The 19,073-nt window shown below is 58.1% G+C and carries 20 protein-coding genes; 13 read left to right on the plus strand and 7 right to left on the minus strand.

Annotation, left to right across the window (positions count from 1 at the left end):
* Positions 1-26 precede the first annotated feature (26 nt).
* Complete coding sequence (gene tdh, locus F3I21_RS19405; RefSeq protein ID WP_150059571.1) at positions 27-1,055, minus strand: L-threonine 3-dehydrogenase; 1,029 nt, start codon at positions 1,053-1,055, stop codon at positions 27-29.
* Positions 1,052-2,263 (minus strand): glycine C-acetyltransferase, encoded by a 1,212-nt coding sequence (locus tag F3I21_RS19410; RefSeq protein WP_058771026.1) that lies wholly within the window; start codon positions 2,261-2,263, stop codon positions 1,052-1,054. Before F3I21_RS19410 ends, tdh begins: the two co-directional genes overlap by 4 nt.
* Before the next feature lie 231 nt (positions 2,264-2,494).
* Here F3I21_RS19410 and rfaD point away from each other — a divergent pair, with 231 nt between their 5' ends.
* The 3 genes from rfaD to rfaC are packed head-to-tail and all read left to right on the plus strand — an operon-like array spanning position 2,495 to position 5,462.
* The gene (gene rfaD, locus F3I21_RS19415; RefSeq protein ID WP_021507062.1) at positions 2,495-3,427 is read left to right on the plus strand and encodes an ADP-glyceromanno-heptose 6-epimerase; all 933 of its coding nucleotides are present in this window, start codon (positions 2,495-2,497) and stop codon (positions 3,425-3,427) included.
* A gap of 17 nt (positions 3,428-3,444) precedes the next feature.
* A complete protein-coding gene (gene rfaF / locus F3I21_RS19420) occupies positions 3,445-4,488 on the plus strand; it encodes an ADP-heptose--LPS heptosyltransferase RfaF (RefSeq protein WP_058781669.1) in 1,044 nt (347 codons plus the stop codon).
* Between the two features lie 2 nt (positions 4,489-4,490).
* On the plus strand, positions 4,491-5,462 hold the full coding sequence (rfaC, locus tag F3I21_RS19425; RefSeq protein ID WP_150059572.1) for a lipopolysaccharide heptosyltransferase RfaC: 972 nt from the start codon (positions 4,491-4,493) through the stop codon (positions 5,460-5,462).
* A 14-nt stretch (positions 5,463-5,476) separates the two neighbouring features.
* Here rfaC and F3I21_RS19430 read toward each other — a convergent pair whose 3' ends face one another.
* Positions 5,477-6,442 (minus strand): polysaccharide deacetylase family protein, encoded by a 966-nt coding sequence (locus F3I21_RS19430; protein WP_150059573.1) that lies wholly within the window; start codon positions 6,440-6,442, stop codon positions 5,477-5,479.
* Between the two features lie 314 nt (positions 6,443-6,756).
* On the opposite strand from F3I21_RS19430, the gene F3I21_RS19435 reads away from it, so the two are divergent.
* From F3I21_RS19435 to coaD, 8 genes are all read left to right on the plus strand, one after another.
* Positions 6,757-7,881: a glycosyltransferase gene (locus tag F3I21_RS19435; RefSeq protein WP_150059600.1), complete on the plus strand. Its 1,125-nt coding sequence runs from the start codon at positions 6,757-6,759 to the stop codon at positions 7,879-7,881.
* Positions 7,882-7,924: 43 nt separating this feature from the next.
* Positions 7,925-9,046, plus strand: a complete 1,122-nt coding sequence (locus tag F3I21_RS19440; RefSeq protein ID WP_141497152.1) for a glycosyltransferase family 9 protein — start codon at positions 7,925-7,927, stop codon at positions 9,044-9,046.
* A complete protein-coding gene (locus F3I21_RS19445; protein ID WP_150059574.1) occupies positions 9,027-10,028 on the plus strand; it encodes a glycosyltransferase in 1,002 nt (333 codons plus the stop codon). The genes F3I21_RS19440 and F3I21_RS19445 overlap by 20 nt, the downstream gene beginning before the upstream one ends.
* Before the next feature lie 73 nt (positions 10,029-10,101).
* Positions 10,102-11,178, plus strand: a complete 1,077-nt coding sequence (gene rfaQ / locus F3I21_RS19450) for a putative lipopolysaccharide heptosyltransferase III (protein ID WP_150059575.1) — start codon at positions 10,102-10,104, stop codon at positions 11,176-11,178.
* The gene (locus F3I21_RS19455) at positions 11,171-12,304 is read left to right on the plus strand and encodes a glycosyltransferase family 4 protein (protein ID WP_150059576.1); all 1,134 of its coding nucleotides are present in this window, start codon (positions 11,171-11,173) and stop codon (positions 12,302-12,304) included. The genes rfaQ and F3I21_RS19455 overlap by 8 nt, the downstream gene beginning before the upstream one ends.
* Positions 12,305-12,389: 85 nt before the next feature.
* Positions 12,390-13,664, plus strand: coding sequence for a lipid IV(A) 3-deoxy-D-manno-octulosonic acid transferase (waaA, locus tag F3I21_RS19460; protein ID WP_021507071.1), 1,275 nt, complete (start codon positions 12,390-12,392; stop codon positions 13,662-13,664).
* A gap of 3 nt (positions 13,665-13,667) precedes the next feature.
* A complete protein-coding gene (locus F3I21_RS19465) occupies positions 13,668-14,444 on the plus strand; it encodes a glycosyltransferase family 2 protein (protein WP_010616498.1) in 777 nt (258 codons plus the stop codon).
* The gene (coaD, locus tag F3I21_RS19470) at positions 14,441-14,926 is read left to right on the plus strand and encodes a pantetheine-phosphate adenylyltransferase (RefSeq protein WP_150059577.1); all 486 of its coding nucleotides are present in this window, start codon (positions 14,441-14,443) and stop codon (positions 14,924-14,926) included. The genes F3I21_RS19465 and coaD overlap by 4 nt, the downstream gene beginning before the upstream one ends.
* Here coaD and mutM read toward each other — a convergent pair whose 3' ends face one another.
* From mutM to radC, 4 genes are all read right to left on the minus strand, one after another.
* On the minus strand, positions 14,927-15,736 hold the full coding sequence (mutM, locus tag F3I21_RS19475) for a bifunctional DNA-formamidopyrimidine glycosylase/DNA-(apurinic or apyrimidinic site) lyase (protein ID WP_150059578.1): 810 nt from the start codon (positions 15,734-15,736) through the stop codon (positions 14,927-14,929). It abuts the gene before it with no gap.
* Between the two features lie 70 nt (positions 15,737-15,806).
* Positions 15,807-15,974: a 50S ribosomal protein L33 gene (rpmG, locus tag F3I21_RS19480; protein ID WP_001051798.1), complete on the minus strand. Its 168-nt coding sequence runs from the start codon at positions 15,972-15,974 to the stop codon at positions 15,807-15,809.
* 11 nt (positions 15,975-15,985) lie between these two features.
* The gene (gene rpmB / locus F3I21_RS19485; RefSeq protein ID WP_010616494.1) at positions 15,986-16,222 is read right to left on the minus strand and encodes a 50S ribosomal protein L28; all 237 of its coding nucleotides are present in this window, start codon (positions 16,220-16,222) and stop codon (positions 15,986-15,988) included.
* A gap of 243 nt (positions 16,223-16,465) precedes the next feature.
* On the minus strand, positions 16,466-17,122 hold the full coding sequence (radC, locus tag F3I21_RS19490; protein ID WP_150059579.1) for a DNA repair protein RadC: 657 nt from the start codon (positions 17,120-17,122) through the stop codon (positions 16,466-16,468).
* A gap of 190 nt (positions 17,123-17,312) precedes the next feature.
* On the opposite strand from radC, the gene coaBC reads away from it, so the two are divergent.
* Positions 17,313-18,542 (plus strand): bifunctional phosphopantothenoylcysteine decarboxylase/phosphopantothenate--cysteine ligase CoaBC, encoded by a 1,230-nt coding sequence (gene coaBC / locus F3I21_RS19495; protein WP_150059580.1) that lies wholly within the window; start codon positions 17,313-17,315, stop codon positions 18,540-18,542.
* On the plus strand, positions 18,511-18,969 hold the full coding sequence (gene dut / locus F3I21_RS19500) for a dUTP diphosphatase (protein WP_031279631.1): 459 nt from the start codon (positions 18,511-18,513) through the stop codon (positions 18,967-18,969). Before coaBC ends, dut begins: the two co-directional genes overlap by 32 nt.
* Positions 18,970-19,073 lie beyond the last annotated feature (104 nt).

A 19,073-nucleotide genomic window follows, 5' to 3' on the forward strand; every position in this document is an offset into this window, starting at 1 on the left:
CACCGGCCCGCAGGCCGGTGTGTCGTTTAATCCCAGCTCAGCACCACTTTGCCTGAACGCCCGGAGCGCATCTCGTCGAAGCCCTGCTGGAAGTCGTCGATGTGATAGCGATGCGTGATGATCGGCGTCAGATCGAGGCCGGACTGAATCAGCGCAGCCATTTTGTACCAGGTTTCAAACATCTCACGGCCGTAAATACCTTTGATAAACAGCCCTTTGAAGATGACCTGGTTCCAGTCTATCGACATCTCTCCCGGCGGAATGCCCAGCAGTGCAATGCATCCGCCGTGATTCATGGTCTCCAGCAGGGTACGAAACGCCGGCGGCGCGCCGGACATCTCCAGTCCGACATCAAAGCCTTCGGTCATCCCCAGTTCCGTCATCACCTCACGCAGATTCTGCTGCGCCACGTTGACCGCACGCGTCACGCCCATTTCACGCGCCAGCCCGAGGCGGTACTCATTGATGTCAGTGATCACCACGTTTCGCGCGCCGACGTGCTTACACACCGCTGCCGCCATAATGCCAATCGGTCCGGCACCGGAGATCAGCACGTCTTCACCTACCAAATCAAACGAGAGCGCGGTATGCACCGCGTTACCGAACGGATCGAAAATCGCCGCCAGCTCGTCGGAAATATTGTCGGGAATTTTGAACGCGTTAAACGCCGGGATCACCAGATATTCGGCGAAGCAGCCCTGACGATTGACCCCGACACCCACGGTATTACGGCATAAATGGGTACGGCCGGCGCGACAGTTGCGGCAGTGGCCACAGGTGATGTGACCTTCGCCCGATACGCGATCGCCAATGGCGAAACCCTTCACTTCCTGACCGATACCGACCACTTCGCCCACGTATTCGTGGCCGGTGATCATCGGCACCGGAATGGTTTTGCGCGACCAGTCGTCCCAGTTATAGATATGCACATCGGTGCCACAGATGGCGGTTTTGCGGATTTTAATCAGCAGATCGTTATGACCGGGCTCCGGCACCGGCGCGTCGTGCACCATCCAGATCCCCTCTTCCGCTTTCAGTTTAGCCAGTGCTTTCATCCGTTGGCTCCTGCAGTGATAACCCCTAACTGTTGTCCGATGCGCGTGAAGGCCGCCACCGCGTGCTCCAGCTGCGCCTGAGTGTGGCCGGCAGAAATCTGCGTGCGAATGCGCGCCTGGCCCTGCGGCACCACCGGATAGAAGAAGCCGGTAACGTAGATGCCCTCCTGCTGGAGCAGGCTGGCAAACTGCTGCGCCACTTTGGCATCGCCCAGCATTACCGGAATGATGGCGTGATCGGCACCGGCCAGCGTAAAGCCCGCGGCGGTCATTTTTTCCCGGAAGAAGCGGGCGTTTTCCCACAGCCGCTGCCGCAGGCCATCGCCTTCGTTCAGCAGATCCAGCACGCGCAGCGACGCGGCCACAATCGCCGGTGCCAGCGAGTTAGAGAACAGATAAGGGCGCGAGCGTTGACGCAGCCATTCAACCACCTCGCGTTTTGCCGCCACGTAACCGCCGGACGCACCACCCAGCGCTTTACCCAGCGTGCCGGTCAGAATATCCACGCGATCCATCACGCCGCAGTATTCATGCGTGCCGCGTCCGCTTGCGCCGACAAAGCCCACCGCGTGCGAGTCATCCACCATCACCAGCGCATTAAACTCATCGGCCAGGTCGCAAATGCCCTGCAGGTTAGCGATCACGCCATCCATGGAGAACACGCCGTCGGTGGCAATCAGCAGGTGGCGCGCGCCCTTGTCGCGGGCCTCCTGCAGGCGCGCGCGCAGCTCAGCCATATCATTGTTGGCGTAACGATAGCGCTGGGCTTTGCACAGGCGGATGCCGTCGATGATCGACGCATGGTTGAGCGCATCCGAGATAATCGCGTCTTCCGCGCCCAGCAGGGTCTCAAACAGCCCTCCGTTGGCGTCGAAGCATGAGGAGAACAGGATAGCCTCTTCCATGCCGAGGAACTCCGCCAGCCGGCGCTCCAGCAACTGATGGCTGTCCTGCGTGCCGCAGATAAAACGCACCGACGCCATGCCAAAACCATGCGTGTCCATGCCGTCTTTGGCGGCCTGAATCAGCGCCGGATGGTTCGCAAGGCCGAGATAGTTATTTGCGCAGAAGTTAATCACCGGCGGGCTATTGGCGACGTTGATTTCCGCCTGCTGCGCCGAGGTCAGGGTGCGCTCCTGTTTGAACAATCCGTCCTGCCGCGTTGTCTCAAGCTGTTGCCGGATTTGTGAATAGAACTGATCGGACATGATTCTGCTCCTCAGATAGCAAAATTTTGGCACATATTACTGATCGAAAAGCGAATGGACGACAATTCAGCCAGGGAAATCTCCGTTTTGCAGCATAGTTCACGCGGCGCGCAGGATTTGTGCAGCGCGATCGGCGTCATCTGGCTGTCCGCATCGGGCTGAAATGTTATGATGTTAGGTATTCGTGCGTGAAACCTCCTGTTTCACCCCAACTGTTTAAAGGCAAAGCATATGATTATCGTAACCGGCGGCGCGGGCATGATTGGCAGCAACATTGTGAAAGCGCTCAACGATCGCGGTCATACCGATATCCTGGTGGTGGATAATCTGAAAGATGGCACCAAATTCGTGAATCTCGCGGATCTGGACATCGCGGATTACATGGATAAAGAGGAGTTCCTCACCTACATCATGTCGGGTGAAGATCTGGGTCCGATTGAAGCGGTGTTCCATGAAGGTGCCTGTTCAGCCACCACCGAGTGGGACGGTAAGTACATGATGGATAACAACTATCAGTACTCAAAAGATCTGCTGCACTTCTGCCTCGAACGTGAAATCCCGTTCCTGTATGCCTCATCGGCCGCCACCTATGGCGGGCGTAACGAGAACTTCATTGAAGAGCGCCAGTACGAGCAGCCGCTCAACGTGTACGGCTACTCAAAAATGCTGTTCGACCACTATGTCCGCCAGATTCTGCCGGAAGCAGATTCGCCAGTGTGCGGCTTCCGCTATTTCAACGTGTACGGGCCGCGTGAAGGCCATAAAGGCAGCATGGCGAGCGTCGCGTTCCACCTCAATACGCAAATCAGCAACGGTGAAAATCCTAAGCTGTTCGAGGGCAGCGACAGCTTCCGTCGTGACTTCATCCACGTTGATGATGTAGTGGCAGTCAATCTGTGGTGCTGGGAAAACGGCGTTTCCGGCATCTATAACTGTGGTACCGGCCGCGCCGAATCTTTCCAGGAAGTGGCGGATGCGGTGCTGAAGTTCCACCAGCAAGGCCAGATCGAATACATCCCGTTCCCGGACAAACTGAAAGGGCGCTACCAGGCCTTTACGCAGGCGGATCTCAGCAAACTGCGCGCCGCGGGCTATGACAAACCGTTTAAAACCGTTGCGCAGGGCGTGGGCGAATACATGGCCTGGCTGAACCGTCACGCATAAGGAAACCGGCACCGGCGATGAAAATTCTGGTTATTGGCCCCTCCTGGGTCGGCGATATGATGATGTCGCAAAGTCTCTATCGCACGCTGAAACAGGCGCACCCTGAGGCGGTAATTGATGTGATGGCGCCGGCCTGGTGCCGGCCGCTGCTGTCACGCATGCCGGAAGTGAATCAGGCGCTGGCGATGCCGCTTGGCCACGGTGCGCTGGCGCTGGGTGAGCGCCGTCGCCTGGGCAAAGCGCTGCGGGCCAGCGGTTACGATCGCGCCTATGTGCTGCCAAACTCGTTTAAATCGGCGCTGGTGCCGTTTTTTGCCGGCATCAAACGCCGCATCGGCTGGCGCGGTGAAATGCGCTATGGCGTGCTGAATGACGTGCGTGTGCTGGACAAAGCCGCGTTTCCCTTAATGGTGGAGCGCTATGTGGCGCTGGGCTATGACCAGCCGGTTGCGGCGGCAGCACAGTTGCCGCAGCCGCTGTTGTGGCCGCAGCTGCGCGTCGACGACGATGAAAAACGCATGACCGCGGCGCAGTTTGCGCTGTCGGCCGATCGCCCGGCCATCGGCTTCTGCCCCGGTGCCGAATTTGGTCCCGCGAAGCGCTGGCCACACTATCACTATGCCGCGCTGGCGGAACAGCTGATTGCTGAAGGCTATCAGGTGCTGCTGTTCGGCTCGGCTAAAGATCGGGAAACCGGCGAGGCGATCCTGCAGGCGCTGCCGGACACGGCGCGCGCACACTGCCGCAATCTGGCGGGCGAAACGCAGCTGGAGCAGGCGGTGATTCTGATCGCCCACTGTGCTGCGGTCGTCAGCAATGATTCCGGACTGATGCACATTGCCGCCGCGCTCAACCGGCCGCTGGTGGCGCTGTATGGCCCGAGCAGCCCGGACTTCACGCCGCCGCTGTCCCATCAGGCGCGCATCATTCGCCTGATTACCGGCTACCACAAAGTGCGCAAAGGCGATGCCGCAGAAGGCTATCACCAGAGCCTGATTGATATTCAACCGGCACGCGTGCATCAGGAACTCAATGAGTTACTGCATCCGGTGCAGGAGTAACCATGCACGTTTTGATTGTTAAAACCTCGTCGATGGGTGATGTGCTGCACACGTTGCCGGCGCTGACCGACGCGATGCAGGCGATTCCCGGCATTCGCTTCGACTGGGTGGTGGAAGAGAATTTTGCGCAGATCCCCGGCTGGCATCCGGCCGTTGACAAAGTCCTGCCGGTGGCGATTCGTCGCTGGCGCAAACACTGGTTTGGCAGCCAGCAGCGCGAAGAGCGCGTGCAATTCAAACGCGAGCTGCAATCACGTCAGTACGACGTGGTGATTGATGCCCAGGGGCTGATTAAAAGCGCCGCGCTGGTGACGCGCCTCGCCAAAGGCATCAAACATGGTCAGGACAGCCGCAGCGCACGCGAACCGTTCGCCAGCTGGTGGTATGACAAGCGTCATGAGATTGGTAAGCAGCAGCACGCCGTGGAACGCACGCGCGAACTGTTCGCCAAAAGTCTGGGCTATGAAAAACCGGCCACGCAGGGCGACTATGCCATTGCCGGTCATTTTCTCGCGGCGCAACCGCAGGATAGCCAACCGTACCTGGTGTTTCTGCACGCCACAACGCGCGACAACAAACACTGGCCGGAAGATCACTGGCGCCAGCTCATCGCGCGGGTTCAGCCCACTGGCCTGCACGTCAGGCTGCCGTGGGGCGCCGAACACGAGCACCAGCGCGCGCAGCGGCTGGCAGCAGGGTTTGATCATGCAGAGGTGTTGCCGAAGCTGACGCTGGAGCAGGTGGCGCAGCAGCTGGCGGGCGCCCGTGCGGTGGTCTCGGTGGATACCGGTTTGAGCCATCTGACCGCCGCGCTGGATCGCCCCAACATCACCCTGTTCGGCCCGACTGACCCGGGTCTGATTGGTGGCTACGGCAGGAATCAGCATGCGTTACGGCCCGCTCAGGGCAGCAGCAGCATGGCAGACATTCAGCCTGACGACGTGATGGCCATGCTGGCTGAGATCGCGCTGTAACGCGATTGGGCGGCTTAGCGCTGCTGTTGCTTCAGCCGGGCAAACTCCGTGAGCGTCATGCCCTGCGTCCGGGTCGCCAGCCAGCTGAACAGGCCTTCCAGATCGTCATACAGGCGTTCAATATCAGCCTCCGTTTTAAACGTGGGGCTGCCATCTGGCATAAACTCGGATGAATGCAGCATGAACTCCACATAGTCGTTGCCCTGTGCGAGCGTCTGTTCTGCCACCTGTTTCATCTGGGCCAGATTCCCCCCCACCGGACGCAGCCAGTTCACTGAAGGTCCACGCTGCCTGCCGCGGATACCATTCCACACTTTTTTGAGCTGATTGGTGAACGCGCCATAGCGATACTGAATGCTCATTGGCAGTTCCAGCAGCGGGCTGTCGCCCGGCCTGGAAATATCCTGTTCATCGAGGAAATAAGCGCGATCGGGAAAATGGCTGTAATCCGTTCCGCCCTGTCCCTGCGGTGCACCCTGCGCATTACGCCAGCTCACGCGCGGCGTAACCGAGCAGTCAACCAGATAGCCCTGATCGATCAAGGCGCGGGCGTACACTTCATTAAATGCCCAGCGGCCGGCGCGGTGGCTGGTCATTTTACGCTGAAAAGCGTTCTCCAGCAGATCGGTCATATAGGCGACTTTATCGCGCAGGACGTTTTCCGGATATTCGATCAGATAAGGTTGATAACGCCACTCATCGTCGGTCAGCGCATATTCAGGTGGACTGTACCAGGCATGTAAATGCATACCGATTTCGCCCTGACCGCGCGCCAGCAGATCGCGCCCGAACTCGACATAAGCCGGGTCACTGGCCATCTCATAGTTGGTTAGCCAGGTCGGTTTAAAACCGTATTTCTCACACAGCGCCTGGAAGCGCGGTAAAAACCGGACGTTATGGGTAGTGACCTTGCCGCTGCGATTGCGCCACAGGTTATCCCCTTCGGTATCAAGGGTAATTAAAAAGGCAGGTTTTTCCATAACTTATCCGGTGAATTACAGTGTTATAATCGCTATGGTACGCAACGCTCCTGACGGGCGCAAACTTTTCCCATGCGGGTTCAGGGGGAAGTCGATAGCGGTATAAGATTAGTTAAACTAGAATAATTTAAACTCTTCACTGGCCTGAATTTTAGCAATTAACCGAGCGCACGTTCGTGTAAAATTACCTGGCCATAAAAATAATTAATTGAATTTTCTTATATTAAGTCCTGATAGCACCGGGAATGATAGCAGCTAAGTCTTTACAGCAGACTGGCATGTAGGGGTAAAAAATTTTGTCGAAACGCATTTTAATGGTGATTGATGGCCTGCCGGGCGGCGGTGCCGAAAAAGTCGTACTGACTCTGGCGGGGGGCTTCCTCAGTCAGGGACACCAGGTTTCGATCTTCTCATTGCGGAAGGTATGTGATTACCCTATTCCGGCTGGCGTGGATTACCAGGTGATTCTTGATCGCTGTAACCACCCGTGGCGCAAGCTGACAGAAACATGGCGCCGCGCGCGCCTGCTGGATCGTGCGGTGCGCGACAGTGAAGCGCGGCACGGCAAATTTGATCTGATCCTCTCTCATCTGCATAAAACTGACCGCATTGTCAGGCAAACGCCTGCGCTCGATGGAGACAGAACCTGGTTTTGTCTGCACGGCGTGTTTTCTGCTTCGTATCTGGCACGTAAAACCGGCTTCTCGCTGTGGCTGAAGCGTCTGAAAATCCGTCACGTTTATCAGGATCGCCAAATCGTCGGGGTTTCGCAGTACGTCATCGACGATATGGTGCAAAACATTGGCGTACAGCCCCGCCAGGCCAAAGTGATCGCTAATCCTTTCGATTTTGACAGCCTCGCCCGACTGGCCGCTGAACCCTGCCCGTTAGCCGGCACCGATTTCCTGGTGCATGTGGGACGCTTCCATGAAACCAAACGCCATGACCGCCTGCTCGAAGCCTATGCCCTGAGTGGCATCACCGCGCCGCTGGTTTTGCTGGGACAGGGAAGCGAAAAATTAACGCAAAAATTGCGTGAGCAGGCGCAGAATTCAGGCATTGCTGAGCGCGTGCGCTTCGAAGGTTTTCAGCGCAACCCGTATCCCTGGATACGGCACGCGCGCCTGCTGGTGGTCAGCTCCGACAGTGAAGGTTTTGGTAATGTGCTGGTCGAAGCCCTGAGCTGCGGCACCCCGGTGGTCAGTACGCGCTGTCCGGGCGGTCCTGTTTCGATCCTCACCGGCGAACTGTCACGCGGTCTGGCAGAGATGAATGCAACATCGCTGGCAGAAAAAATGCGAGAAATTTATACAACTCCCCCCAGGTTGCAACATCTGGACTTAAGCATTTATAGTTTGAGCGTTGTTTGCCAGCAATACCTGCAGCTTATTCAGGTGGCGGAGACGTCATTTTCAACCACGCAGCACGTTTCAGGTTAACAGGTCCCCCATGACGGTGTGACCGAATCATGGGGATGACTACTTGACGTACGTACTACTGTTTATTCTTTTTTCGCCGGTCAAATGGGTGATGAAGTTTGTTCATGGCCGCACCGGTAAAAATCTGGTGATACAGACCGCTAAAATTGGCGACTATATTAATATCACGCCGTTATTATCCCACCTGGGAAAAAGCGATGCCCTGCTGAGCTATAGTGTCGCCCCGCTGGCTGAACGTGACGCCACGCTGGAGCACATCTGGTATATCGAAGATCATCGCTCCGGTTTGATGAAAAAAATAAAACTGGTGTGGCAGCTGCTCAATCGCTACGACAATATTTATTTGCTGCATCCCACCAACCTCAATTTATTTATTGCCGCCTGCTGCAATGCCAGCAACAAACAATTTCTTTCCAGCTATCGTCGCAAAGGCTATCAGGGCCTGTTTTATTTAACGGCCAGCGGCGTGGTTCATCACGAGAAAAATACCTTAACGCTGGAAAATTACCTGAAACTGGCCGACCGCTCTTTTACCAAAGAGAGTTATCCCAAACATGCCACCCTGCCACTGTGGCAACCGGAAACGCTGCCAGCGGAAATTACGCAGGCGCCGGGCATCCGCATTGGTATTAGCGTAACGGCAGGAAATCAGGCCAAAACCATTCCGCCGTTAATCTGGTGTCGGCTTTTCGACCACCTGAGCGATCTCCCCTGCACTTTTTTTGCTTTCGGCGCACCGAATGAACAATCACGCGTTCAGGAGTTGTTTAAAGTTGCCGGTCAGCGAAACAATCTGGTGAGTCTGGTGGGTAAAATCCCGCTCGAGGCGCTGCCTGCCGCCATTAACGAGATGGATTTCTATATCGCCTCGGATTCCGGCAATGTGTATATTGCCGACGCGCAACAGGTACCGGTGATTTTAATTTATGGTCCCTGCTGCGTAGAGGAGCAAAGGCCGCTGGGTGACGTGCTCTTAATTGGCCCGAACCACATCGCGCCCTCTTCGTTTGTGTTCGCTGCGCAATACAAATTTGCCCATCCGGTTGAACAGCTGTTTGAGCTGGATGAACGCAAGCTAAATGATATCCATGATTTTATCCGCACCCGGCAGCAGCAGCGCCTGGCGCGACGGAACAACGAAGAACATGACAGCGCAGCCCGATAGCTCATCCCCGCTACTCAGTCTCATTATCCCGATGTTTAACGCTGGTGCTGACTTTACCGGCTGTATCAATGCATTGCTGGCGCAAACCCTGACGTCGCTGGAGATCATCATTGTTGACGATGGCTCCACCGACGGTTCCGGCGAGCGCGCCGACGCGCTGGCGCAGCAGTACCAGCATATTCAGGTGATTCATCAGCCGAACGGTGGCGTGTCGCGTGCGCGTAATGCCGGGCTGGCCGTGGCGCGGGGTAAATACGTCAGCTTTCCCGACGCCGACGACACCATGGACCCGGCGATGTACCAGACGCTGGTCGACATGGCGGAGCGCGATCGGCTGGACGCTGCGCAGTGCAACGCCGAGTGGTTTTTCAAGGCCAGCCAGACAATTAAGCCGATGATTCCGCGGGATCGTCTCACCAGCACCGATGTATTAAGCGGGCCGGAGTGGCTCAACAAGGCGCTGAAAACCCGGCGTTACCTGCACGTCGTGTGGCTCGGTATCTACCGCCGTGAGCTGATCGAACAGCTTAATCTGCAGTTTGAACCCGGTCTGCATCATCAGGACATCCCGTGGACCACCGAGTTCATGCTCAACGTTAAGCGCGTGCGCTACACCGATCGGGTGCTGTATCGCTACTACATGCACGATGCGTCGATCAGCAACCGCAAGCGCACCGGCCAGCACAACGTCGACTATCAGCGTCACTACCTGAAAATCGCGCGCATGCTGGAAGAGATCAACACGCGCTATCGTCACAAGGTGAAGATTTACCCGAGCTTCCACGCGCAGATTACCCGCGAAGCGCTCAGCGTGTGCCACGCTATCCGGCGCGAACCGGACGCCGCAGCGCGCCAGGCAATGATCGCCGATCTGTTTAGCAGCCAGACGCACAAACGCATGCTGCGCAATGCGCGCGGCGCGCGTCAGTGGTATCAGCTGCTGCTGTGGCTGAGCCGCATTTATCGCTGGCGCAATAAATAAGCGCCCGCCGCGGCTTTAACCCCTCCAGGGTTTGCCCTACAATCAGCTCACTGAATTTTGAGATGATTTGAGTATGGCAAGCCCGATTCCAGCCCACTTTGCACCGCAAAATATTTTGCTGATAAAGCTGCGTCATCATGGCGATATGCTGCTGACCACGCCTGCCATCAATGCGCTGCGCCAGCGCTATCCGCAGGCCAACATTGATGTGCTGCTGTATAAAGAGACGCGCCCGATGCTGGAAGCGCATCCGGCGATCCGTCAGCTGCATATCATCGATCGCAACTGGAAAAAGGAAGGCGGCTGGCAGAAGTTTCGCCATGAGGTCGCGCTGGTGCGGTCGGTGCGCGCCTGCCATTACGATGTGGTGATTAATCTGGCCGACCAGTGGCGCAGCGCCATTATTACCGGCCTGTCCGGTGCCCCGGTGCGCATTGGCTTTGCGTACCGCAAGCGCGACAACGCGTTCTGGCGCTGGTGCCATAACCAGCTGGTTTCCACCGACCGTCACCATCAGCTGCACACCGTGGAACAAAACATGACGGCGCTGCAGCCGCTCGGCATTCCCACCGCCGGGGCGACAGCCTCCATGCATTTCAGCACCGCCGACCAGCAAAAAGTGCAGGACGTCCTCGCTCAGCAGTCGATTACCGGACCGTTTGTGGTGGTGCAGCCCACCTCGCGCTGGGTTTTTAAGTGCTGGGAAGATGAAAAGGTGGCGCAGCTGATTGATGCGCTGGCCGCTGATGGTCGCAGCGTGGTGCTGACCGCCGCGCCCGATCAGAAAGAGCTGGCGATGATCGCTCATATCCAGTCGCTGTGCCGCACGCCGAACGTGGTGTCGCTGGCGGGCCAGCTCTCGCTGCCGCAGCTGGCGGCGCTGATCGACGCCGCACAGCTGTTTATTGGCGTCGATTCCGCACCGATGCACATGGCCGCGGCGCTGCAGACGCCGTGCCTGGCGCTGTTCGGCCCGACCAAGCTGCAGCACTGGCGCCCATGGGGCGATAATAACCGCGTTATCTGGGCGGGCGACTATGCGCCGCTGCCGTCACCGGATTCGATCAATACCAATACCGAGCAGCGCTATCTGTCTGCCATCCCGGTTGAGGATGTGCTTGCCGCCGCCAGGAGCCTTTTGCATGACTAAGTTACGGCTGGCGATTGTCCGGCAGAAATACCGGCCGGACGGCGGTGCCGAGCGCTTTATCTCACGTGCGCTGGAAGCGCTGGATGGCGAGCAGCTCGATCTCAACATTATTACCCGCAGCTGGCAGGGCACGCCGAACCCGGCCTGGCACCTGCACATCTGCAATCCGGCAAAGTTCGGCCGCATCTCGCGTGAACGCGGCTTTGCCCGCGCGGCGCGCGCCTGCTGGGAGCGGGAAAAGTTCGATATCGTACAGAGCCACGAGCGCATCGCCGGCTGCGATATTTTCCGCGCCGGCGACGGCGTGCATCGCGTATGGCTGGAGCAGCGCGCGCGCATTGTTTCGCCGTGGCAGCGGCTGAGCGCCAGCCTGAGCCCGTACCATCGCTATGTGCTGCAGGCGGAAGCGGAGATGTTCAACGCGCCCTCGCTGAAAGCGGTGATCTGTAATTCGCACATGGTGAAGCAGGATATTTTGCGCCATTTCGCGCTGGATGCCAGCAAAATCCACGTGATTCACAACGCCATTGATAGCCAGCGTTTTCAGCCTGCCAGCGATACGCTGCGTCACGCCGCGCGTCAGCGACTCAACCTGCCGCAGGCCGCCACGGTGATGATCTACGTCGGCTCCGGCTTCGAACGCAAAGGGCTAAAGGCCGCTATCGAAGCGGTCGCTAATAGCGATCGCTACCTGGTGGTGGTCGGTCAGGACAAACAGCTGGCGCGCTATCAGCAGCTGGCGAACCAGCTTAACTGTCTTGACCGCCTGCGCTTTGCGGGCGTGCAGCAGGACGTTCAGACGTTTTATCACGCTGCCGATGCGCTGCTGTTGCCAACGCTGTACGATCCGTTCCCCAATGTGGTGCTGGAGGCGATGGCCTGCGGGCTGGCAATCATTACCAGCACCGGCTGCGGCGGCGCAGAATTTATCACCAACGGTGAGGAAGGTTTCGTCTGCGATGCGTTGGATATCAAAGCGTTAAACGAAGCGGTAATGGCAACGCCTGCACTTTCGCACAATCCGGCGCTGGGCGAAGCCGCACGTCGCAAAATTGAACCTTATGGTCCGCAAAGACTGGCGCAGGCGCTGACTTCGCTTTATCAGCACGTCCTGCAAACCCGTTGACGAAGTGGTATGAGCAGGCGGTCAGTTTCTGTTAACATGCCGCCTTTACTGTGTTTTTTGACGCGAACTGGTCGTAACCTTAACTATGACGACTCTCTATACAGCCCTGCTTTATCTGATTCAGCCACTGATCTGGCTGCGCCTGTGGCTGCGCGGTCGAAAAGCACCGGCCTATCGCAAACGCTGGGCGGAGCGCTACGGCTACTGCAGCGGTAAAGTGGCGCCGCACGGCATCGTGCTGCACTCGGTTTCGGTCGGTGAAACGCTCGCCGCCGTACCGCTGGTGCGCGCGTTGCGTCATCGCTATCCGACGCTGCCCATTACCGTGACCACCATGACGCCCACCGGCTCCGAGCGCGCCCAATCGGCGTTTGGCAAAGACGTGCACCACGTCTATCTGCCGTACGATTTGCCCGGCTCAATCAACCGTTTCCTCGATACCGTCGACCCGCGGCTGGTGATTATCATGGAAACCGAGCTGTGGCCGAACATCATTCGCATTCTGCATCAGCGCCAGATTCCGCTGGTGATTGCCAATGCGCGCCTGTCTGAACGCTCCGCCAGAGGTTATAAAAAGCTCGGCGGTTTCATGCGTGACCTGCTGCAGCGCATTACGCTGATCGCCGCGCAGAACGTCGAAGATGGCGATCGTTTCCTCAGCCTCGGCCTGAAGCGCTCGCACCTGGCCGTGACCGGCAGTCTGAAGTTTGATATCTCCGTTACGCCGGAACTGGCAGCACGCGCGGTGACGCTGCGCCGCCAGTGGGCATCGCGCCGGCCGGTGTGGATCGCCACCAGCACGCACGAAGGCGAAGAGGCCATCGTGCTCGACGCCCATCGCCGCCTGCTGCAACAGTTCCCGGATCTGCTGCTGATTCTGGTGCCGCGCCATCCGGAACGCTTTAAAGATGCCTGCAACCTGACGCAAAAACGCGGCTTCAGCTTTACCCTGCGCAGCAGCGGCGAGATTCCTTCCAGCGCCACGCAGGTAGTGATTGGCGATACCATGGGCGAACTGATGCTGCTGTACGGCATCGCCGATCTGGCCTTTGTTGGCGGCAGCCTGGTGGAGCGCGGCGGCCACAATCCGCTCGAGCCCGCTGCGCATGCCATTCCGGTGCTGATGGGCCCGCACATCTGGAACTTCAAAGATATCTGCGCCCGTCTGCAACAGGCGGAAGGGCTGATCACCGTTACTGATGTGGTGTCGCTGGAAAAAGAAGTGGCGAACCTGCTGCAGGATGACGATTATCGCCGCTACTACGGCCGCCACGCGGTAGACGTGCTGCACCAGAATCAGGGCGCACTGCAGCGTCTGCTACAGTTACTCGAACCGCATCTGCCTCCACGAGCTCATTAACGCATGTCGCAACGCCAACGTCTCTCCGTGGTGATGATCGCCAAAAACGAAGCTGAACTCCTTCCGGAGGCGCTGGCTTCCGTCAGCTGGGCAGATGAAATCATTCTGCTGGATTCGGGCAGCAGCGATGCGACCATCGAGGTGGCACGCGCACACGGTGCGCAGGTCTATCAGGCGGACGGCTGGGCCGGCTTTGGTAAGCAGCGTCAGCGCGCCCAGGCCTTTGCCAGCGGCGATATGATTCTGATGCTGGATGCCGATGAACGGGTTACGCCAGAACTGCGCCGCGCCATTGAGCAGGTGCTGACACAGCCACCCAGCGATAAGGTTTATAGCCTCGGCCGCAGTAATCTGTTTCTCGGCCGCTTTATGCGCCACAGCGGCTGGTATCCCGACCGCGTGCTGCGCCTCTATCCGCGCCATCTGCGCTATAACGACAATCTGGTGCACGAATCGCTGGAGACGCAGGGCACGCCGGTGGTGGCGCTGCCGGGTGATTTGCAACACCTGACCTGCCGCGACCTGATCGCCTTCCAGCGCAAGCAGATGAACTATGCCGAAGCCTGGGCGCAGGAGCGCTTTCAGCGCGGCAAGCGCTGCAGTATTCTCTCTGTTTTCAGCCACACCGCGGGCGCGTTTATTAAGACGCTGCTGCTGCGCGCCGGTTTTCTCGATGGTAAACAGGGCTGGATTCTGGCGGTGGTCAACGCACAATACACCTTTAATAAATACTCGGCGCTCTGGGCGCTGCATCACACCTCAACACAGGGCCGCGTATGAGCACTAAAGCGATTTATCCCGGCACGTTTGACCCGATGACGCTGGGCCATCTGGATATCGTCACGCGCGCCGCGCAGATGTTTGATCGCATCGTGCTGGCGATTGCCGCCAGCCCGAGTAAGAAGCCGCTGTTTAGCCTTGATGAACGTGTCGATCTGGCGCGCCAGGTCACGTCCCATCTGCCAAATGTTGAGGTGGTTGGCTTTAGCGATTTGATGGCGAACTTTGCCCAGGCGCAGAACGCGAACGTGCTGGTGCGCGGTCTGCGTGCGGTATCGGACTTTGAGTATGAGCTGCAGCTGGCGCACATGAACCGTCATCTGCTGCCCACGCTGGAGAGCGTGTTTCTGATGCCGTCCGAAGGCTTCTCATTTGTCTCGTCGTCGCTGGTCAAGGAAGTGGCGCGCCATCAGGGTGACGTGCAGGCATTTCTGCCTGCCGTGGTGCATCAGGCGCTGCTGGCGAAGCTGGCGCAGCCGTAATCAGTGCTGGCAGCGTGGACACCAGAAGGTGCTGCGCTGACCGTGTTTACCGCTGAGGATCGGCGTACCGCAGGCGCGACAGGGCTCGCCGGCGCGGCCATATACCTGCAGCTGCTGCGCAAAATAGCCTGGCTTACCGTCGGTCTGCAGGAAATCACGCAGCGTGGTGCCGCCCTGCTCAATTGAACGCAGCAATACGGCTTTGATGGTGTTCGCCAGCAGTTCCGCTTCCGCTTCACTCAGGCTCATCGCCGGACGATCGGGTAAGATCCCGGCGGTAAACAGCGATTCGCTGGCATAGATGTTCCCCACGCCCACCACCACTTTGTTATCCATCAGCCACTGCTTGATCACCGTGCGTTTGCCGCGCGACTTTTCATACAGATACCCGCCGCTGAAGGCATCGCTCAGCGGTTCCGGACCAAGGTGCGCCAGCACGCTGCTGCCTTCCGGATCGGTAGTCCACAGCCAGGCGCCAAAACGCCGCGGATCGGTGTAGCGCAGCACTTTGCCATTGCTCATCACCAAATCGACGTGGTCGTGCTTCGCAGCCGGCATTTCGCCAGGCAGGACGCGCAGGCTGCCGGACATGCCAAGATGAATGATGATCCAGCCGTGCGGCAGCTCCAGCAGCAAATACTTGGCGCGGCGCTGTACGCTGAGCACCGGCTGGTCGCTCAGCGCGTGGATTTCATGGGAAACCGGCCAGCGCAGACGCGGATTGCGCACAATGGCATGCAGAATGGTTTCTCCCACCAGGTGAGGTTCTATACCGCGTCGGCTGGTTTCTACCTCAGGTAATTCAGGCATCTCATCTCCTCAACGTAGCGCAGAAACAAAAAACCCGGCCGGAGCCGGGTTTTTCGCAAGAACACCAAAATTACTTAATTTTGGCTTCTTTGTAGATCACATGCTGACGTACAACCGGATCGAACTTTTTCAGTTCCAGTTTCTCAGGTTTAGTACGTTTGTTCTTCGTGGTGGTATAGAAGTGACCTGTACCAGCAGAGGAAACCAGCTTGATCTTCTCACGAATACCTTTAGCCATGATTCAGTTCCTTAGTACTTCTCACCACGGGCGCGGATTTCGGCCAGAACCGTATCGATGCCCTTTTTATCAATAACACGCATACCTTTAGCAGATACACGCAGAGTAACGAAGCGCTTCTCGCTCTCAACCCAGAAACGGTGAGAGTGCAGGTTCGGCAGGAAACGGCGTTTCGTCGCGTTCATTGCGTGGGAACGGTTGTTACCGGTCACCGGACGCTTTCCAGTTACCTGGCAGACTCGTGACATTTCTATTCTCCAAAAATCAAATCAGCTCGAGCTTTAAAAACTAGGTTTTGGCCGCCTCGTCAGGCCTTAGCCCGCCCAGGCGAGTTCCATGTGAACCCGCTAAGCTGGCCCAAACGCCAAACCCGAGATTCTCAAAGGTGGCGTAGTATACGCCGCTAAGCCGAAGTGCTCAAGTCCCGAACAGATAAAGATCCCTCCGGATCGCGCAAAAACGCCGGATTTCTGCCCAGTTGACGCCGCGAATTACAACCAGCCGCGCTCGGCGAAAGAGGTAAACTCGCCGTGACCAATCACCAGATGATCTAATAAGCGGATATTCAGCAGCGCGCAGGCCTGCGCCACCTTGCTGGTAATCTCACGATCGGCACAGCTCGGTTCCGCCATGCCGGACGGATGATTGTGCGCCAGTATCACCGCCGCCGCGTTGAGCTTTAGCGCCTCACGCACGATTTCACGCGGATGCACTTCCACGCTGGCAATGGAGCCAGAAAACATCTTCTGCGCCTGCAAAACGCGGTGCTGGTTATCCAGAAACAGCGCCATAAAGATTTCACGCTCCTGATGTGCCAGCACGCTTTGCAGGTAGTGGCGCGTGACCTGCGGATTCTCCATCACATTTTCGCGCGCCAGCTGGCTGGCAAAAAAGCGCCGCCCCAGTTCCGCAATGGCATGCAGTTGCGTCATTTTGGCGCTGCCGACGCCCTTTATCTGCCCGAGCTCCTCTTTACTGGCGGTCATGATGCGATACAGCGAACCGAATTCATTCAGCATCAGCCGCGCCAGCCCCATCACGCTGTTGCCGCGCGTGCCGGTACGTAAAAAGATCGCCAGCAGTTCGGCATCGCTTAGCGCCTCGGCGCCCAGCAGCGTCAGTTTTTCCCGTGGTGCCAGTTCCGTCATCGTTCCGCCCTCCCTGCAATGCCGTCATTCTGCGCCGGTGCATTGCAGGCCACCAGCGGCGCGTGACAAATTCCAGAGCCGGCTCGCAAAGGGCGCAGGCAGTGAAAAGGCGGGTCGCCGATTTTGTGATAAAGTTGCCTGCATCTGTCGCGCCAGGCGCGGCACTCTGCGTTGAAGTGAGGCAAACAACATGATGGGATTAGCCGGAAAAAAAATTCTGCTGGGCGTCAGTGGCGGCATCGCGGCCTATAAAGCACCGGAACTGGTGCGCCGTCTGCGCGATCGCGGCGCGGATGTCCGCGTGATGATGACCGATGCAGCCAAAGCCTTTATTACGCCGCTCAGTCTGCAGGCGGTTTCCGGCTATCCGGTGTTTGATGACCTGCTCGACCCGGCGGCCGAAGCGGCAATGGGCCATATCGAACTGGCAAAATGGGCCGATTTGATTGTGCTTGCGCCCGCAACCGCCGATCTGATTGCGCGCATTACCGCCGGCATGGCAAACGACCTGGTCACCACCGCCTGCCTGGCCAGCGCGGCACCGGTCGCCATCGTGCCGGCCATGAACCAGCAGATGTACCGCGCGGCAGTCACGCAGGAGAATCTGCAGCGTCTGGCGCAGCGCGGCGTGCTGGTCTGGGGACCAGACAGCGGCAGCCAGGCGTGCGGTGATATCGGCCCGGGCCGTATGCTGGACCCGCTGGCCATCGTTGCGCATGCGCTGGAGTGGGCCGCGCCCGTCAACGATCTGCAACATCTCAACATTATGATCACCGCCGGTCCGACCCGAGAAGCGCTGGATCCGGTGCGCTATATCAGTAATCACAGCTCCGGCAAGATGGGCTATGCGGTTGCGGCGGCGGCGGCGAAGCGCGGCGCAAACGTGACGCTGGTTTCCGGTCCGGTGAACTTAGCCACGCCCGCCGGCGTGACGCGCATTGATGTCAACAGCGCACTGGAGATGGAAGCCGCGGTGATGGCGCAAATCAGCCAACAAGATATTTTCATTGCCAGCGCAGCCGTGGCAGACTACCGGGCGGCAAACATTGCCGCAGAGAAAATTAAAAAACAGGGTGGCGATGATAACGTCACGCTGCAGCTGGTGAAGAACCCGGATATTGTCGCAGGCGTCGCGGCGCTCAAAGTGCAGCGCCCTTTCGTGGTGGGATTTGCTGCCGAAACCCAGAATGTGGAAGAATACGCGCGGCAAAAACGGGTGCGGAAAAACCTGGACCTGATTTGCGCCAATGATGTGGCGCAGGCCGGGCAGGGCTTCAATAGCGACACCAATGCTCTTCACCTTTTTTGGCAGGAGGGAGAGAAAGTCTTACCGCTCCGTGATAAGACGCTCCTTGGCCAACAATTAATAGACGAGATTGTCAGCCGTTATGATGAAAAAAATCGACGTAAAAATACTTGATGCGCGCGTAGGCAAGGAATTCCCACTACCCACCTATGCGACCTCTGGCTCCGCGGGTCTCGATCTGCGCGCCTGCCTTGATGACGCACTGGAAATCGCACCGGGCATGACCACGCTGGTGCCGACCGGCCTGGCGATTCACATTGCCGATCCATCACTGGCTGCCGTCATCCTGCCGCGCTCCGGTCTCGGTCACAAACACGGCATCGTACTGGGTAACCTGGTGGGGCTGATTGACTCCGACTATCAGGGCCAGCTGATGGTTTCAGTGTGGAACCGTGGCCAGGATAGCTTCACGCTGCAGCCTGGCGATCGCCTGGCTCAGCTGGTGTTTGTACCGGTGGTGCAGGCCGAATTTAACCTGGTGGAAGATTTTGACGCCAGCGATCGCGGCGCAGGCGGTTTCGGTCACTCTGGCCGTCAGTAATACGCTCACTTTTCGCATAGCCATCTTTTTATTTCTTGTCGCCACAGGCCGCTTTATCTGTGGCAGATAAGGCAGTATTGCCTGTTTTTGGTGAATTTCAGGGG

The sequence above is a fragment of the Pantoea sp. B_9 genome, from assembly GCF_008632015.1.
Lineage (GTDB): Bacteria > Pseudomonadota > Gammaproteobacteria > Enterobacterales > Enterobacteriaceae > Pantoea > Pantoea dispersa.

Bases quoted from the DNA above. Each gene is read 5' to 3' on its own strand.
- tdh (WP_150059571.1), bottom strand. From the start codon at position 1,055: ATGAAAGCACTGGCTAAACTGAAAGCGGAAGAGGGGATCTGGATGGTG.
- F3I21_RS19410 (WP_058771026.1), bottom strand. From the start codon at position 2,263: ATGTCCGATCAGTTCTATTCACAAATCCGGCAACAGCTTGAGACAACG.
- rfaD (WP_021507062.1), top strand. From the start codon at position 2,495: ATGATTATCGTAACCGGCGGCGCGGGCATGATTGGCAGCAACATTGTG.
- rfaF (WP_058781669.1), top strand. From the start codon at position 3,445: ATGAAAATTCTGGTTATTGGCCCCTCCTGGGTCGGCGATATGATGATG.
- rfaC (WP_150059572.1), top strand. From the start codon at position 4,491: ATGCACGTTTTGATTGTTAAAACCTCGTCGATGGGTGATGTGCTGCAC.
- F3I21_RS19430 (WP_150059573.1), bottom strand. From the start codon at position 6,442: ATGGAAAAACCTGCCTTTTTAATTACCCTTGATACCGAAGGGGATAAC.
- F3I21_RS19435 (WP_150059600.1), top strand. From the start codon at position 6,757: ATGGTGATTGATGGCCTGCCGGGCGGCGGTGCCGAAAAAGTCGTACTG.
- F3I21_RS19445 (WP_150059574.1), top strand. From the start codon at position 9,027: ATGACAGCGCAGCCCGATAGCTCATCCCCGCTACTCAGTCTCATTATC.
- rfaQ (WP_150059575.1), top strand. From the start codon at position 10,102: ATGGCAAGCCCGATTCCAGCCCACTTTGCACCGCAAAATATTTTGCTG.
- F3I21_RS19455 (WP_150059576.1), top strand. From the start codon at position 11,171: ATGACTAAGTTACGGCTGGCGATTGTCCGGCAGAAATACCGGCCGGAC.
- waaA (WP_021507071.1), top strand. From the start codon at position 12,390: ATGACGACTCTCTATACAGCCCTGCTTTATCTGATTCAGCCACTGATC.
- F3I21_RS19465 (WP_010616498.1), top strand. From the start codon at position 13,668: ATGTCGCAACGCCAACGTCTCTCCGTGGTGATGATCGCCAAAAACGAA.
- coaD (WP_150059577.1), top strand. From the start codon at position 14,441: ATGAGCACTAAAGCGATTTATCCCGGCACGTTTGACCCGATGACGCTG.
- mutM (WP_150059578.1), bottom strand. From the start codon at position 15,736: ATGCCTGAATTACCTGAGGTAGAAACCAGCCGACGCGGTATAGAACCT.
- rpmG (WP_001051798.1), bottom strand. From the start codon at position 15,974: ATGGCTAAAGGTATTCGTGAGAAGATCAAGCTGGTTTCCTCTGCTGGT.
- rpmB (WP_010616494.1), bottom strand. From the start codon at position 16,222: ATGTCACGAGTCTGCCAGGTAACTGGAAAGCGTCCGGTGACCGGTAAC.
- radC (WP_150059579.1), bottom strand. From the start codon at position 17,122: ATGACGGAACTGGCACCACGGGAAAAACTGACGCTGCTGGGCGCCGAG.
- coaBC (WP_150059580.1), top strand. From the start codon at position 17,313: ATGATGGGATTAGCCGGAAAAAAAATTCTGCTGGGCGTCAGTGGCGGC.
- dut (WP_031279631.1), top strand. From the start codon at position 18,511: ATGATGAAAAAAATCGACGTAAAAATACTTGATGCGCGCGTAGGCAAG.